13 protein-coding genes and 1 pseudogene are annotated in these 13,125 nt (G+C 72.6%); 7 read left to right on the top strand and 7 right to left on the bottom strand.

Going from position 1 to position 13,125, the window contains the following annotated elements; translation table 11 throughout:
* Position 1 precedes the first annotated feature (1 nt).
* The 3 genes from ACXJKQ_RS07325 (at position 2) to ACXJKQ_RS07315 (ending at position 3,487) form a co-directional block, all read left to right on the top strand.
* The gene (locus ACXJKQ_RS07325) at positions 2–778 is read left to right on the top strand and encodes an SDR family NAD(P)-dependent oxidoreductase (protein WP_457105197.1); all 777 of its coding nucleotides are present in this window, start codon (positions 2–4) and stop codon (positions 776–778) included.
* Between the two features lie 169 nt (positions 779–947).
* A complete protein-coding gene (locus ACXJKQ_RS07320) occupies positions 948–1,718 on the top strand; it encodes an SDR family NAD(P)-dependent oxidoreductase (RefSeq protein WP_457105105.1) in 771 nt (256 codons plus the stop codon).
* Positions 1,715–3,487, top strand: coding sequence for a class I adenylate-forming enzyme family protein (locus ACXJKQ_RS07315; protein WP_457105104.1), 1,773 nt, complete (start codon positions 1,715–1,717; stop codon positions 3,485–3,487). Before ACXJKQ_RS07320 ends, ACXJKQ_RS07315 begins: the two co-directional genes overlap by 4 nt.
* Here ACXJKQ_RS07315 and ACXJKQ_RS07310 read toward each other — a convergent pair.
* On the bottom strand, positions 3,454–4,044 hold the full coding sequence (locus ACXJKQ_RS07310) for a hypothetical protein (protein ID WP_457105103.1): 591 nt from the start codon (positions 4,042–4,044) through the stop codon (positions 3,454–3,456). The two genes, ACXJKQ_RS07315 and ACXJKQ_RS07310, sit on opposite strands and share 34 nt — an antisense overlap.
* A 207-nt stretch (positions 4,045–4,251) precedes the next feature.
* Between ACXJKQ_RS07310 and ACXJKQ_RS07305 the strand changes: the two genes are divergently transcribed.
* The 3 genes from ACXJKQ_RS07305 to ACXJKQ_RS07295 are packed head-to-tail and all read left to right on the top strand — an operon-like array spanning position 4,252 to position 7,030.
* Positions 4,252–4,497 carry a ferredoxin gene (locus ACXJKQ_RS07305; RefSeq protein WP_457105102.1) on the top strand — a complete coding sequence of 82 codons (246 nt, stop codon included), beginning with the start codon at positions 4,252–4,254 and terminating at the stop codon, positions 4,495–4,497.
* On the top strand, positions 4,497–5,768 hold the full coding sequence (locus tag ACXJKQ_RS07300; protein WP_457105101.1) for an NAD(P)/FAD-dependent oxidoreductase: 1,272 nt from the start codon (positions 4,497–4,499) through the stop codon (positions 5,766–5,768). Before ACXJKQ_RS07305 ends, ACXJKQ_RS07300 begins: the two co-directional genes overlap by 1 nt.
* 8 nt (positions 5,769–5,776) lie before the next feature.
* A complete protein-coding gene (locus ACXJKQ_RS07295) occupies positions 5,777–7,030 on the top strand; it encodes a cytochrome P450 (protein WP_457105100.1) in 1,254 nt (417 codons plus the stop codon).
* Between the two features lie 44 nt (positions 7,031–7,074).
* On the opposite strand, the gene ACXJKQ_RS07290 is transcribed toward ACXJKQ_RS07295, so the two are convergent.
* From ACXJKQ_RS07290 to bchO, 5 genes are all read right to left on the bottom strand, one after another.
* Positions 7,075–8,814, bottom strand: a complete 1,740-nt coding sequence (locus ACXJKQ_RS07290; protein WP_457105099.1) for a methyl-accepting chemotaxis protein — start codon at positions 8,812–8,814, stop codon at positions 7,075–7,077.
* A gap of 231 nt (positions 8,815–9,045) precedes the next feature.
* Positions 9,046–9,645, bottom strand: a complete 600-nt coding sequence (locus tag ACXJKQ_RS07285; RefSeq protein WP_457105098.1) for a DUF1989 domain-containing protein — start codon at positions 9,643–9,645, stop codon at positions 9,046–9,048.
* Between the two features lie 60 nt (positions 9,646–9,705).
* A complete protein-coding gene (gene gntA / locus ACXJKQ_RS07280; protein ID WP_457105097.1) occupies positions 9,706–10,458 on the bottom strand; it encodes a guanitoxin biosynthesis heme-dependent pre-guanitoxin N-hydroxylase GntA in 753 nt (250 codons plus the stop codon).
* Positions 10,459–10,754: 296 nt separating this feature from the next.
* Positions 10,755–11,540, bottom strand: a complete 786-nt coding sequence (locus ACXJKQ_RS07275) for a gamma-glutamyl-gamma-aminobutyrate hydrolase family protein (protein WP_457105096.1) — start codon at positions 11,538–11,540, stop codon at positions 10,755–10,757.
* 110 nt (positions 11,541–11,650) lie between these two features.
* Positions 11,651–12,550 carry an alpha/beta fold hydrolase BchO gene (gene bchO / locus ACXJKQ_RS07270; RefSeq protein WP_457105095.1) on the bottom strand — a complete coding sequence of 300 codons (900 nt, stop codon included), beginning with the start codon at positions 12,548–12,550 and terminating at the stop codon, positions 11,651–11,653.
* 210 nt (positions 12,551–12,760) lie between these two features.
* Here bchO and ACXJKQ_RS07265 point away from each other — a divergent pair, with 210 nt between their 5' ends.
* Positions 12,761–12,907: a hypothetical protein gene (locus ACXJKQ_RS07265; RefSeq protein ID WP_457105094.1), complete on the top strand. Its 147-nt coding sequence runs from the start codon at positions 12,761–12,763 to the stop codon at positions 12,905–12,907.
* 31 nt (positions 12,908–12,938) lie between these two features.
* Here the strand turns inward: ACXJKQ_RS07265 and bchD are convergent.
* A pseudogene (gene bchD / locus ACXJKQ_RS07260) lies at positions 12,939–13,125 on the bottom strand (magnesium chelatase subunit D); the annotation flags it as partial.

Below are 13,125 nucleotides of genomic sequence, written 5' to 3'. Positions count from 1 at the left end.
CGTGGACCTCGCCGGCCGCGTCGTCGCCGTCACGGGGGCCGCACGGGGCATCGGCCAAGCCCTCGCCGGGGCCGCGCGGGCGCGCGGCGCGACGATCGTGGCCCTCGACCGGGACGGCACCGGGGCGGAGGCCGTAGCCGCCCGGCTCGGCGGACAGGCCTATGCCCTCGACGTGGGCGATGCGGAGGCTGTCGCCGCCGTTCTCGCGCGGATCGAGCGCGAGATCGGTCCCATCGCCCTCTACTGCTCCAATGCCGGCATCCTGGAGCGCGATCCCGATCCGGACCTCGCCACCTCGGCGGATCCGGAGAGCTGGGCGCGGTCCTGGGCGGCCAACGTCATGGGCCATGTCCACGCGGCGCGGGTTCTGGTCCCGCTCTGGCGCGGACGGGGCGGGGGCGCGTTCCTCGGCACGGTCTCGGCGGCGGGGCTGCTCAGCCAGATCGGCAGCGCCACGTACGCGGCCACCAAGCACGCGGCGCTGGCCTTCCTGGAGCACCTCGCCATCGCCCATGCCGAGGACGGGATCCGGGTCGCCGCCCTCTGCCCGCAGGGCGTCGACACCGCCATGCTGGGGACGGCCAGCGCCGCCGCCCGCGACGGCGTGCTGGCGCCGGAGTCGGTGGCCGAGGCCGCCCTCGACGGCTTGGCGGCGGGGCGCTTCCTGATCCTGCCGCACCCGCAGGTGGCCGAATACGCCCGCCGCCGGGCCGAGGATCCCGACCGCTGGCTCGCCGGTATGGCGCGCCTGCGCCGGTCGATGCGGGCGGGGGACTGACGATGGGCGACGTCCGGCAACACCCTCGGCGGCCGGATGGAACGCGGGTCCCCTCTCCCGCACGGGAGAGGGGGCCGGTCGCGGACTTCAGGGGCCGATGCGCGCGCACCGGAGCCATGGAGATGGCGACGGTGCCTGTGCGCCGCGCCAACAAGAGCAGAGCTGTGCCATGTCCCTGTTCGATCTGACCGGCAAGGTCGCCCTCGTCACCGGCTCCTCCCGGGGCATCGGCCGGGCGATCGCCCTGCGGATGGCCGAGCACGGCGCCCGGGTGGTGATCTCCTCGCGCAAGCGCGAGGCCTGCGCGGCGGTGGTCGCCGAGGTCGAGGCCGCCCACGGGGCCGGCCGCGCCGTGGCGATCCCGGCGAGCATCTCGGTGAAGGCGGAGCTGGAGGCCCTCGTTGCCGAGACGGAAAGGCAGCTCGGTCCCGTGGACGTCCTGGTCTGCAACGCCGCCAGCAACCCCTATTACGGCCCCCTCGCCGACATCTCGGACGCCCAGTTCCGGAAGATCCTGGACAACAACGTCCTGTCGAACCACTGGCTGATCCAGATGGTCGCCCCCGGCATGGTCGCGCGGCGAGACGGGGCGATCGTCATCGTCTCCTCGATCGGGGCGCTCAAGGGCTCGCCGGTGATCGGCGCCTACAACGTCTCCAAGGCCGCCGACCTCCAGCTCGCCCGCAACTACGCGGTGGAATACGGACCCGCCAATGTCCGGGTGAACTGCCTCTGCCCGGGGCTGATCCGCACCGATTTCGCCCGCGCCCTGTGGGAGGATCCCGAGATGCTGGCCTCCACCACGGCCGCCGCCCCCCTGCGCCGGATCGGCGAGCCCGACGAGATCGCGGGGGCCGCCGTGTTCCTCACCTCCCCGGCGGGCCGGTTCGTCACCGGCCAGGCGCTGGTCGTCGACGGCGGGGTGACGATCGCCCGATGAGCCCCGATCCCCGCATTCCCGCCGGCTGGCCGGCCCTGCCCTTCCGCGACGCCGAGGCGCGGCTCACCGGCCGGGGCGCGCCCTTCGAGATCGCCACGGTCGCGATCCGGGGCGTGCCGACCCGGATCTGGGTGAAGGCCCCGCCGACCCTGCGCGACCTGTTCCGGATCGCCCAGGGGCACGGAGACCGGACCTTCGTGGTCTACCGCGACGAGCGCGTCACCTTCACGGGGTTTTCCCGCGCGGCGATCGCCCTGGCGCGGGCGCTCGCGGCGGCCGGAATCCGGAAGGGCGACCGCGTCGCCATCGCGATGCGCAACCTGCCCGAATGGCCGGTGAGCTACTTCGGCGCCCTGCTCGCCGGCGCGATCGCGACGCCGCTCAACGCGTGGTGGACCGGTCCGGAACTCGCCTACGGGCTCCGGCATTCCGGGGCGCGGGTGCTGATCGCCGACGGCGAGCGCTTCGCCCGGATCGCTCCGCACCTCGCCGAAGGCCCGGCCCCGGAACGGATCTTCACCACCCGGATGGAGCCCGATCCCCGGACGGTCCCGCTCTCCGACATCGTCGGCCCGGTGCAGGACTGGGCGAACCTGCCCGACGGAGCCCTGCCCGACATCGCCCTCGATCCCGAGGACGACGCGACCCTGTTCTACACCTCGGGCACCACCGGCCATCCGAAGGGTGCGGTCGGCACCCACCGGGCGGCCGCCACCACGGTGATGGCCTATCCATACTCGGCGGCGCGCAGCGCCCTGCGCCGGGGCGAGAGCCCGCCCAAGCCCGACCCGTCCGCGCCGCAGCGGGCGGCGCTGCTGGTGATCCCGCTGTTCCACGTCACCGGCTGCCACGCGAGCCTCGGGGCGGCGCTCTACGGCGGCCACCGGCTGGTGATGATGCACCGCTGGGACGCGCACGCGGCCCTCGACCTGATCGAGGCCGAGGGCTGCACCAGCGCGGGCGGGGTGCCGACCATCGCGTGGCAGCTCGCCACGGCCGCCCGGGAGGCCGGCCGGCCGCTGCCGACCCTTGAGGGCGTCACCTATGGCGGTGCGCCGGCCGCCGGCGACCTCGTGCGGGCGCTGGGCGAGGCCCTGCCCCGGGTCGTCCCCGGGACCGGCTGGGGCATGACCGAGACCTCGGCGACCTTCACCCATCACCAGGGCGAGGATTACCTCGCCCATCCCGATTCCTGCGGGCCGCCCCTGCCGGTCTGCGAGGTGCGGATCGTCGATCCCCTCGGGGACGACCTGCCGCCGGGCTGCGTCGGCGAACTCTGCGTGAAGGGGCCGAACGTCGTCCGCGGCTACTGGGAGGACCCGAAGGCCACCGCCGAGACGTTCTCGGAGGGCTGGCTGCGCACCGGCGACCTCGCCCGCGTCGACGCGGAGGGCTTCCTGACCATCGTCGACCGGATCAAGGACATGCTGATCCGCGGCGGCGAGAACATTTATTGCTGCGAGGTCGAGAACGCCCTCTTCGCCCATCCGGACGTGATCGACGCCGTGGTGCTGCCGGTGCCCCATCCGACCCTCGGGGAGGAGCCGGGTGCCATCGTGACGCTGGCGGAGGGGGCGAGCACCGGCGCCGCGGAGATCCGCGCCTTCGCGGCCGAGCGGCTCGCGGCGTTCAAGGTGCCGGTGCGGATCGTGATCTGGGACGGGCTGCTGCCGCGCAACCCGGCCGGGAAGATCCTGCGGGCGCCCCTGCGGACGGTGTTCGCGGAGGCCTCAGCTCAGAACGGCTCGCCCCCGTCGTCGGGCCGGTAGACCCGCAGGGTCCGGCCGTCCGGGAACTGCACCGTCCGGCGGTGGACCACGAGGTAGCCGGCGGCCTGTGCGCTGCTCAGGCGGTCGAGGCGATCATCGGCATAGCCGGGCGCCTCGCCATAGCCCGGCCCATAGCCGTAGGCCCGGTAGCGGGCGTAGCCCTCCGTGGGCGGCGGGGGCGGTGCGGCGGCGGCGACCTGCGGGGCTCTGCGGATCGTCCGGACCCGCGTCGCTGCGACGCGGGCGCGGCGCGGCGTAGCGGCCATCCGCTTCGCGACCGGTGACCGGCTGCGGGCCACCGTCCGCTCGCGGGCGGGCCGCGCCGCGACGGCCTTCCGCCTGGCCGGCGTCGTCTTGATGTCCGACGATGCGGCGGCGGGGGTCGATACGGCCGGCACCGGTGCGACGGCCTTCCGACCCGCGGCCGGCGCTGTCTCGGCGGCCGGCTTGTGGGCCGGCGGGTCCGTCCAGGTCGTGGCCRCGGGCTCGGCGGAGGCGCCCCCGAGGCCGAGGACCAGGATGAAGGCGGCGAGGCTCGTTCGCGCACCGTACGGCATGGCGCACTCCTGAAATCGCGGCGGTTCGGACGGATCCGCGGGGCGGTGCGACAATAGATCGAACCGCCGCGCAGGGGAATTCCGTCGATCCATTTCCACGAAGATCGCCGAAACACGTTTAATACCGATGACACCCCGATCCCGTCGGACACGGGGCGGTTCGCGGCGACCCGCGGAACCCGCGGCCGCGTGCGCGGTTGGCTGACCATGTCCACCCCTGCCGATGCGTCTTCCGGCCCCCCGCCCGGCCTGCGGGTGAGCGTCGACCTCAACTTGTGCCAGGCCTACGCCCAATGCTGCTATGCGGCGCCACGGCACTTCCGCATCGACGGCCATGAGGCCCTGTTCTACGATCCTGCGCCCGCCGCGCGGGACCGGGACGACATCGAGCGGGCGCGCGTCGCCTGCCCGGTTCAGGCGATCCGGGTCGAGGATCCGGAGCAGGGCGCCTGATGGCGCAGACCTCCGGGCGTGTCCTCGTGGTGGGGGCCGGCCTCGCGGCCCTGCGCGGCGCCGAGGCTATGCGGGCGGCGGGGTTCGCCGGCCCGCTCACGATCGTCGGCGACGAGCCTTGTCGCCCCTATGACCGGCCGCCCCTCTCGAAGCACGTCCTGACCGGGGCCATCCCGGCGGACGCCACGACCCTGCCGGGCAGCCGCAGCCTCGCCGCGGACTGGCATCTCGGCAACCCGGCCGTCGGCCTCGACCGGGAGGCCTGCACCGTCCGTCTCGCGGACGGGCGCGTCCTGCCCTACGACCGCCTACTCATCGCCACCGGCACCCGTGCCCGTCCCTGGCCGAACCCGCACGAGGGCCGGCTTGCCGGCGTCTTCACCCTGCGCGGGCGGGACGACGCCGCCGCCCTGCGGCGCGCCCTCGCCGCCGGCCCGAAGCGCGTGCTGGTGATCGGCGCCGGCTTCATCGGTTGCGAGGTCGCGAGCCTGTGCCGGCAGCTCGGCCTGCCCGTCACCCTCGTGGAGCCCGGCCCGACGCCGTTGGCCCGCATCCTCGGCGCCGCCGTCGGGGCCTTCATCGGCGCTATCCACGCCGGGCGCGGCGTCGAGCTGCGCTCCGGCAGCGAGGTCGAGTGGCTGGAGGACGCGGGGGGCCGACTGGTGCGCGCGCACCTCGTCGACGGCGGCCGCATCGAGGCCGACGTCGCCGTGATCGCCCTCGGCGCCGTGCGCAACACCGAGTGGCTCGACGGGGCCGGCCTCTCGGCGGATCCGGGCGGCGTCGATTGCGACGGGGACGGCCACGTCCTCGATACCGATGGACGACCCGACCGGCGCATCGCCGCGGCCGGGGACGTCGCGCGGTTTCCGCACCCGCTCTACGGCGGCCGGCGCGTCGCCCTGGAGCACTGGAGCCACGCGGTGGCGCAGGGCGTCCATGCGGGCCGGCTGCTCGCCGGAGCGCCGACCGGGGTGCCCTACGGCGCCCTGCCGACCTTCTGGTCGACGCAGGGCGACCTGGTGGTGAAGTCCGCCGGCCTGACCGAGGGCGCCGACGCGGTGGCCGTCACGCAGGGCGATCCGGCGTCCGGCCGCTTCGTCGCGGTCTATGGCCGTGCGGGCCGCTGCATCGCGGCGGTGTCGGTGGATTCGGCCCGCTGGCTGCCGGCCCATGCCGAGCTGGTCGCCGCAGGGGCACCGTTTCCCCCGCGGGACGCCGCGACCGACCGGCCGAAGGACATCGCGGTCCTCGAGCCGGGCTTCTTCTGAGGAGACCCATGCCCGACGCCAGCCTCCTCGATCAGGTCAAGGATTTCGCCAACCGCGCGAATCCATATCCCGTCTACGCGAAGCTGCGGGAGCACCCCGTCTCCCGCCAGGACGACGGCACCGCGGACGGCACCTGGGTGGCGGCGACCTACGGCACCATCGCGAGCCTCCTGCAGGACCCGCGGGTCAGCTCCGAGACCCTGCCGCCGGCCGACCGGCCGCGCACCGGCAATCCCCTCACCGACCTGATCGTGAAGCCCCTCAAGGACTGGATGATGGACCGGCACCGGGTCTTCATCTTCCGCGACCCGCCGGACCACGACGCCCTGCGCTCGGCGGTGATGCACCAGTTCAGCCACGCGCGCGTCCAAACGATGCGCGCGCGCTCCGAGCGGCTGGTGGCCGATCTACTGAATGAGAAGTGCGGCGCCCGGGAGATCGACGCGGTCGACGACCTCGCCTACCCGCTGCCCGTGACGGTGATCTGCGAATTGTTCGGCGTGCCCCGGGAGGACGAGGCGAAGTTCCACGGCTGGGCGACGCAGCTCGCTACCGCCCTCGAACCCGACAGCCTGTCCGACCCCGAGATCCGTGCCGAGAACAGCCGGACCTTCGACGCGATCGGGGGCTACATGGGCGACCTGATCAAGGAGAAGCGCAGGCACCCGCAGGACGACATGCTCTCGGGGCTTGCCAACCACGCCACCCCGGCGGGCGTGAAGATGGGCGATTACGACCTCATCGCCACGTCGATCCTGATGCTCGTGGCCGGGCACGAGACCACCGTGAACCTGATCACCAACGGTCTGCTGACCCTGCTCCGGCATCCCGACGAGCTGGAGCGCCTGCGCCGGGATCCACTCCGAGCCCCACGGCTGATCGAGGAGCTGCTGCGCTACGAGCCGCCGGTGCAGTTCCGGACCCGCCGGACGCTCTCGGCCATCGACATCGCGGGCGTGACGATCCCGGCGGGCGCCGACCTCGTCCTGCTGCTGGCCGCCGGAAACCGCGACGCGGCCGTCTTCCCGGATCCCGACCGGTTCGACCCGGACCGTGCCGGCATCCGCCATCTCGGCTTCGGCGGCAGCCTGCATTACTGCGTCGGCGCGCCGCTCGCCCGGTTCGAGGCCGAGGCGGCGCTGACCGCCCTGGCGTCTCGGCTGAAGGCGCCGCGCCTGATCGAGGACCCGCCGCCCTACCGGCCGGGGGCGGCCCTGCGCGGGCCGGAGCACCTGCGGGTGGCGATCGACGGGATCGCCTGACCCGCGGCCGGCCGTCGCCGGAGGTCGGCGGCCCGGGGCGAGGCTCAGGCCGCTTTGACCGCGGCGAGGAACGTCGTCACCTCCTGGCCGAGGCTCGTGGAGTACCGGGCCAGCTCCTGGGCGGCGGTCAGGACCTGACTGGAGGCCGCTCCCGTCTCGCCGGCGGCCTTGCGCACGTCGGCGATGTCGTGGCTGACCGCCTGCGTCCCCTCCGCGGCCTGCGTGACGTTCCGGACGATCTCGTCCGTCGCCGCGCCCTGCTCCTCCATGGCGGCGGCCACGCTGAGCGCCACCGTGCGCATCTCGTCGATCGCCCCCCCGATCGTCCGCATCGCCTCGGCGGCCTGCCGCGTCTCGGTCTGGATCGATGCGATTTGCGTGGCGATGGTCTCGGTCGCCCGGGCGGTCTGGGACGCCAGGGCCTTCACCTCGCCGGCGACCACGGCGAAGCCCTTCCCGGCCTCCCCGGCCCGCGCCGCCTCGATGGTGGCGTTGAGCGCCAGCAGGTTGGTCTGTCCGGCGATGCCGGCGATCAGGCCCATCACCTCGCTGATCTGGTCCGTGCCCCGGGACAAGACCTGAATGAGGTCGTTCGTGCGGGCGACGTCGGTGCTGGCCCGGTCGGCCATCGCGGAGGACTGGGCGACGCGGGCCGCGATCTCCTGGATCGAGGCCGACATCTCCTCGCTGGCGGCCGCCACGGTCTGGACGTTGCTCGACGTCTGCTCCGAGGTCGTGCTCACCCGCACGGACTGCTCGCTGGTCCGCGCCGCCGTGCGGGTCATCTCCTGGGCGGTCGCCTCCATCTCCACCGCGGCCGAGGACAGGCCCTGCGTCAGCGCACCGACCTGCGCGTCGAACCGCGCGGTCACCGCATCGAGCATCTGCGCCCGGCGCATCTTCGCCACGCTCTCCGCCGGGGCCGCCGCATCGGCCGCGCGCTTGGCGATCAGGGCGTCCTTGAAGACCTGGACGGCGCGGGCCATGGCGCCGACCTCGTCGCCGCGCCCCTGATCCGCCACCGGCACGGCGAGGTCGCCATTCGCGAGGCCGCGCATCGCCGCGGTCAGGCGGGTGATCGGGCGGGACAGGCTGTTGCCGATCATCAGGAGCAGCGCCAGGATCGGCAGGGCGAAGCCGGCGGACCAGAGCCCGGCGGTCATCGCCCGGTCGCGCACGGCCGCCTGCACGTCGTCCCGGTACAGGCCCGTGGCGACGATCCAGCCCCAGGGCTTGAACATCTGCACGCTCGCGACCTTCTCCACCGGCACGGTCCCGCCGGCGCGCGGCTTCAGGTAATCGACGAAGCCGGATCCGTCGCGCTTGGCGGTCTCGACCATTTCGGCGAAGTAGCGCTTGCCGCCGGGGACATCGGTCTGGTCCTGCATCGGCTTGCCGACGTTCTTGGCGTTGTAGGCGTTGGCGATCAGCCGGACGTCCGAATCGAGGACGAAGAAGTAGTCCTCGTTGCCGAAGCGCAGGGCGGTGATCGCCGCGAGGGCGGCCTTCTGCGCCGCATCGCGGGTCATCTGGCCGGCATCGGCCTGCGCCGCGTAGTGGACCAGCAGGCTTTGCGCCACCTCGGTGAGGCGCTTCGTCATGAGGGCGGGGTCCTCAAGGGCCGAGGTCCGGGTATCGAGGTAGTTCAGGCCGCTGAGTGCCCCGACGGCCACCACCACCAGGGCCATGACGGCCATGAGCTTGTGGCGCAGGCCGAGGTTCGTGAGGCGGCGCCCCGCCGCGACCGGGTCGACGGCGGGGCGGTGTGTCTGCGTGGGGATCATCCGACCACCGGAAGGCTGGCATCTGCAGCCGGCCGGGCGGGATCGCCGCCGACGCTGCACCGAGCCAGAATCGTGACGGTGCGTTAGAAAATCGCGAACACGTCGATCTGAAGCCGTACATACGGAAGCGAATAGCGCTTCCATGGTTTGGTGCTTCCATCGACTGTATAGATTTACATGGATCAGTTTTGCCGCCGGGCCGGTTGGGCCGGGACTTGTCGCGGCACGGTCTTATCCGGCGACGTCGTAGTGGATCGGCTTGAAGCTGCCGTTGTTCGATTGCAGGGCCGAACAGGCCGTCAGTCCGATGATCAGGTCGGTCTCGGCCACGAACGCGATCCGGTCCCCCGCCCGGCTGAGGGGGGGCGCCACGGTGAGTACTCCGGTCGTGCCGTCGATCGGCACGTTCATGAAGCAGTTGAAGGCCACTGGGATGGCGTCCGGCGCGATGCCGTAGGGGGCGAGCGCCGCGGCGAGATTGCCGAAGCAGCCGTGATGCGGGTTCGCGTCCCCGTAGAGGATGCGGAACGTGTCGGCCGAGCACGGGGTCAGCAGGAAATCGTGCCGCCCCACCGTGTCCTCGACGATCCGCAGCAGGATGTTCGACCGGTTCGAGTAGAGCGGGTCGCCGGTGGTCAGGTAGATCCGGCTCGCATAGTCGAGGGTCCGGCCCGACGAGATCACCTCGCCCGTGTCGTGGCGGTTGTAGGCGACGAGGTCGGCCACCTGCTCGCCGCACGGGTCGATCACCGTGAGGCGCTGGCCCCGGCCGAGGGTGAAGGCGACGCCCGAGCGCGGTTCGATCCGCTGAACGTCCGTTGGGTTCGTCATCGCCGTCCTCGCTCTGCCCCGTCTCTACGCTGAACCGTTGAGTCCGTCTCTGAATCCGGCTCAGGCGCCGGTTCCCGGCAGGGTCGTGTCCAGCAGAAAGCCCGGTGGATGCCAGGTATCGGCCTCGGGGGCCGGATCCGGTCGGCCCTTCATCGGGCAGCGCCACGCGTCATCGACCACGCGGCCGCTGTACTGGCGCGCCTCCGAGGCCTCGCCGTGGCGCGCCAGCATCGGGTTCCGGCTTCCGGCCAGGGCTTCATCGCGCTCCAGGATCGAGGCGCGCAGCTTCTCGTAGCGCCCCTCTGCGCGCAGACGCTCGAACTGGGCGTGCAGGTTGAAGACCAGCACCGGGGACGAGAAGCGCCGTGCCGGCCGGCTGGCCTGCGGATGGAGTCCGACCACGAAGAAGGCCTCACCTCCGAAGCTCAAGGAGAAATGCGGGTTGTCGGGATCGTCCGCCACGCGGGCATCGTGGGGCTGGCCGAGCCAGGCATCCTTGTCGGTCAGGGATTGCGCCCGCGCCCAGAGGGACCGCTCGAAATCCTCCTCCGAAAGGTCACCCGGACCCTCGAACACGACCGCGAAACTCTGGAACAGGTCCGGGTCTTCCCGATACTGGGCCACGAAGGCGAGCAATGCCGGGTAGATCCGCATGTCGTCCCAGCCCGAAGCGATGTCCCGGGCCACCACGATCCGCATCCGTCCGCGGGACAGCGCCGACTTGGCGCCCACGCAGGGGAAGGGCGGGTTCCGGATGAAGGCGCGGAAGGCCTCGGCACGCGGGTGCTCTCGGTCATCGCGGGGAAGCTGCATGGGGATCCTGCCCGTTATCTGTGCGGTCTGCAGCGTCGCGAGGCTGCCGCCTGTCGGGACTCCAGCAACACCATCGGAAGACGGCTGTTCCGTCCTGCGACAGGTCGTCCGGGGATGTCGTGAATTAGACGGTGCAAAACCAAGTTTTTTCCGGGCATCGGCGCAATATTCCGCGCATCAGAGGCCTTGGATCAACATAGGTTAAGACGAGAACGACTCGACCTGCCGGGCGCGGGACAGGGCTCATCTGCTGCCCGCGCCGCCACGACTGGGGACCTATGCGGCGCGGGCGGCGATCAACGCGGCCCGGCCGACCGCGCCCGGCGCCGCCCCGCCGCGGCCGCCCCGAAGGCCTCGAACAGCGCCCGGTTGATCGGGTTGGTCGCCGGATCGTGCTCGGCATGCCATTGGACGCCGAGGGCGAAGCCCGCCGCGTCGCGAATGCGGATCGCCTCGACCGTCTCGTCCTCGGCGACGCCCTCGATCACGATCCGTCCGCCCGGCTCCAGGATTCCCTGGCCGTGGAGGGAGTTCACCCGGATCGTCTCGCGGTCCAGAAGGCGCGCGAAGGCACCGCCCGGCGTGAGGCGGACCTCGTGCCGGTCGGCGAAGATCACCTTGAGGTCCGGGTGGATCTCTCCGTTGGCGAGGCGCGGCATGCGGTGATTGAGCCGGCCCGGCAGATCGCGGATCTCCGGGTGCAGGCTGCCGCCGAAGGCGACGTTCATCTCCTGGAAGCCGCGGCAGATGCCGAACAGCGGCACGCCGCGCGCCACGCAGGCCTCGATCAGCGGCAGCGCCACCGCGTCGCGGGCCTCGTCGTAGGGCTCGTGCGCCGGGCAGGGCGCGGCCTTGAAGCGGGTCGGATGGACGTTGGCGCGGCCGCCGGTGAGCAGGACACCGTCCACGGTCTCCAAGAGGTCGCCGAGGTCGGTCAGCGCCGGGGCGGCGGCGAACATCAACGGCAGGGCGCCGGCCACCGTGGCGACCGCCTGCATGTTGTTCTCGCCGACGATCTGTGCCGGGAACCGATTGTCGATCAGGCGCGCGTTGCCGATGACGCCGATCACGGGTCTCGCCATCGTCCCGGCTGCTCCTCAAGGCTGGATTTCGGACGGGCTCGCACGGCCCGGGGCAGGCTCTACGACCCACGCAAGGCCGGCGCCAGTCCCTCAGGGGGCGTATGGCCGCATCACGGCAGGCCGATGGCCGCCGCCTCCGCGCGGAAGACCTCGGCCACGCGCTCCGGTGCCTCCTCGTGCGCGAGGTGGCCGAGCCCGCGGATCAGGCGGACGCGGGCGTCGGGCAGGCGGTCCCGCAGGGCGAAGGCGGTGTCGGGCAGGATGGCCTTGTCGTCGCCGCCGACGATCAGCAGGGTCCGGGTCTCGAGGCCGGGCAGCGCCCGGTGCAGCCCGGCGAGATCCCAGTTCGCCATCATGCCCAGCGCCCCGCGGACATGGCCGGCCCGGGCGAAGAGCCGCCGATAGAGGTCGACACCCTCCGGGTCGAGGCGCGAGCCGGTCCCCTCGATCAGCCGCTTGGCCGCGGACCGGTCCGTCGTCCAGGCGAAGATCCGGGGCGTGAAGGGGTTGAGGAACAGGAGGCGCGCCATGCTGGGAAACAGCAGGTTGGCCGCCCCCGGCAGTGGCGCCAGGGCGCCGTTGAAGGCCGCCAGCAGCTGGGGCGCGAGGGTGCCGTCGAGGCACATCCGGGCGAGCACGGCCGCGCCGGCCGAGTGGCCCGCCGCCAGGACCGGCGGCCGGTCGAGCGCCGCCACGAGGCCCGCGACGGCCCGGGCCATGCCGGGCAGGGACAGGTCGGCGTCGGGCAGCGGATCCGTGAAGCCGTGGCCCGGCAGATCCGGGGCGATCACGAAGTAGGCTTGGCCGAGCAGCGGCGCCAGCCCGCGCCACGAATGCGTGGCCGCCCCAGTCCCATGCAGGAGCAGCAGCGTCGGGGCCTCCGGGCGCCCGAATTCCTGGAGGTGCCAGCGCAGCCCCGCCGCCTCCACGAAGCGGCTGGCCTCCCGGTGGGGCCAGTCCAGACCCTCCACGGCCCAGTCGGGCCGGTCCGCGTCGAATCCGGTCAGCATGCACGTGTATCCCGCATTGCGGTATGGCCGGACCGCGGAGAGGCGAAGGCGGTGCTATCGTTCATGGCCGGAAGTATTTCGTAACACTGAACAATCCTATGCGGCGACCGCATGCCACCGGTGAGCAGAGGTCGATTGCTGCGGCGCAACAGCAGCGGCATACCACTGGTGAACAAGACCAAGACGCAACCCCCGACTTTGGAGAAGGCCATGATCCTCTTCACCTCCTCGACCCAGAACATCGCCGCCCCGGTCTCCGGCGGCTGGAGCTTCAAGGCCCTCGTCCGCGATATGCTGAACTCCTGGCTGGCCCACCACCAGCGCCTCGCCGACAGCGGCATCGGCGGCGACCTCTGAGGCCTCGTCTCAAGCGGCGGCATCGCGGCGCTCAGAGCGCCGCCCGGACCGCCGCGCTGAGCTGACCGGCCTCGGCCCGCGGCAGCCTCAGGTAGCGGGCGCCCATCGCGTCGGCGACCGCCCGGGCCTCCTCGCCCCGGGTGCCGGTATCGACGACCAGGGCCGGCAGCCCGGCGGCGCGCGCGGCGCGCGCCGCCTGCAGGGCCTCCGTACCCGCC

It is taken from the genome of Methylobacterium sp. P5_C11, assembly GCF_054049775.1.
Note: the sequence above shows the minus strand (reverse complement) of the source record. Positions and strands in the feature narration are given on the sequence as shown.

Coding starts and splice junctions, on each gene's coding strand:
- ACXJKQ_RS07320 (WP_457105105.1), top strand. CDS start 948: ATGTCCCTGTTCGATCTGACCGGCAAGGTCGCCCTCGTCACCGGCTCC.
- ACXJKQ_RS07315 (WP_457105104.1), top strand. CDS start 1,715: ATGAGCCCCGATCCCCGCATTCCCGCCGGCTGGCCGGCCCTGCCCTTC.
- ACXJKQ_RS07305 (WP_457105102.1), top strand. CDS start 4,252: ATGTCCACCCCTGCCGATGCGTCTTCCGGCCCCCCGCCCGGCCTGCGG.
- ACXJKQ_RS07300 (WP_457105101.1), top strand. CDS start 4,497: ATGGCGCAGACCTCCGGGCGTGTCCTCGTGGTGGGGGCCGGCCTCGCG.
- ACXJKQ_RS07295 (WP_457105100.1), top strand. CDS start 5,777: ATGCCCGACGCCAGCCTCCTCGATCAGGTCAAGGATTTCGCCAACCGC.
- ACXJKQ_RS07290 (WP_457105099.1), bottom strand. CDS start 8,814: ATGATCCCCACGCAGACACACCGCCCCGCCGTCGACCCGGTCGCGGCG.
- ACXJKQ_RS07285 (WP_457105098.1), bottom strand. CDS start 9,645: ATGACGAACCCAACGGACGTTCAGCGGATCGAACCGCGCTCGGGCGTC.
- gntA (WP_457105097.1), bottom strand. CDS start 10,458: ATGCAGCTTCCCCGCGATGACCGAGAGCACCCGCGTGCCGAGGCCTTC.
- ACXJKQ_RS07275 (WP_457105096.1), bottom strand. CDS start 11,540: ATGGCGAGACCCGTGATCGGCGTCATCGGCAACGCGCGCCTGATCGAC.
- bchO (WP_457105095.1), bottom strand. CDS start 12,550: ATGCTGACCGGATTCGACGCGGACCGGCCCGACTGGGCCGTGGAGGGT.
- ACXJKQ_RS07265 (WP_457105094.1), top strand. CDS start 12,761: ATGATCCTCTTCACCTCCTCGACCCAGAACATCGCCGCCCCGGTCTCC.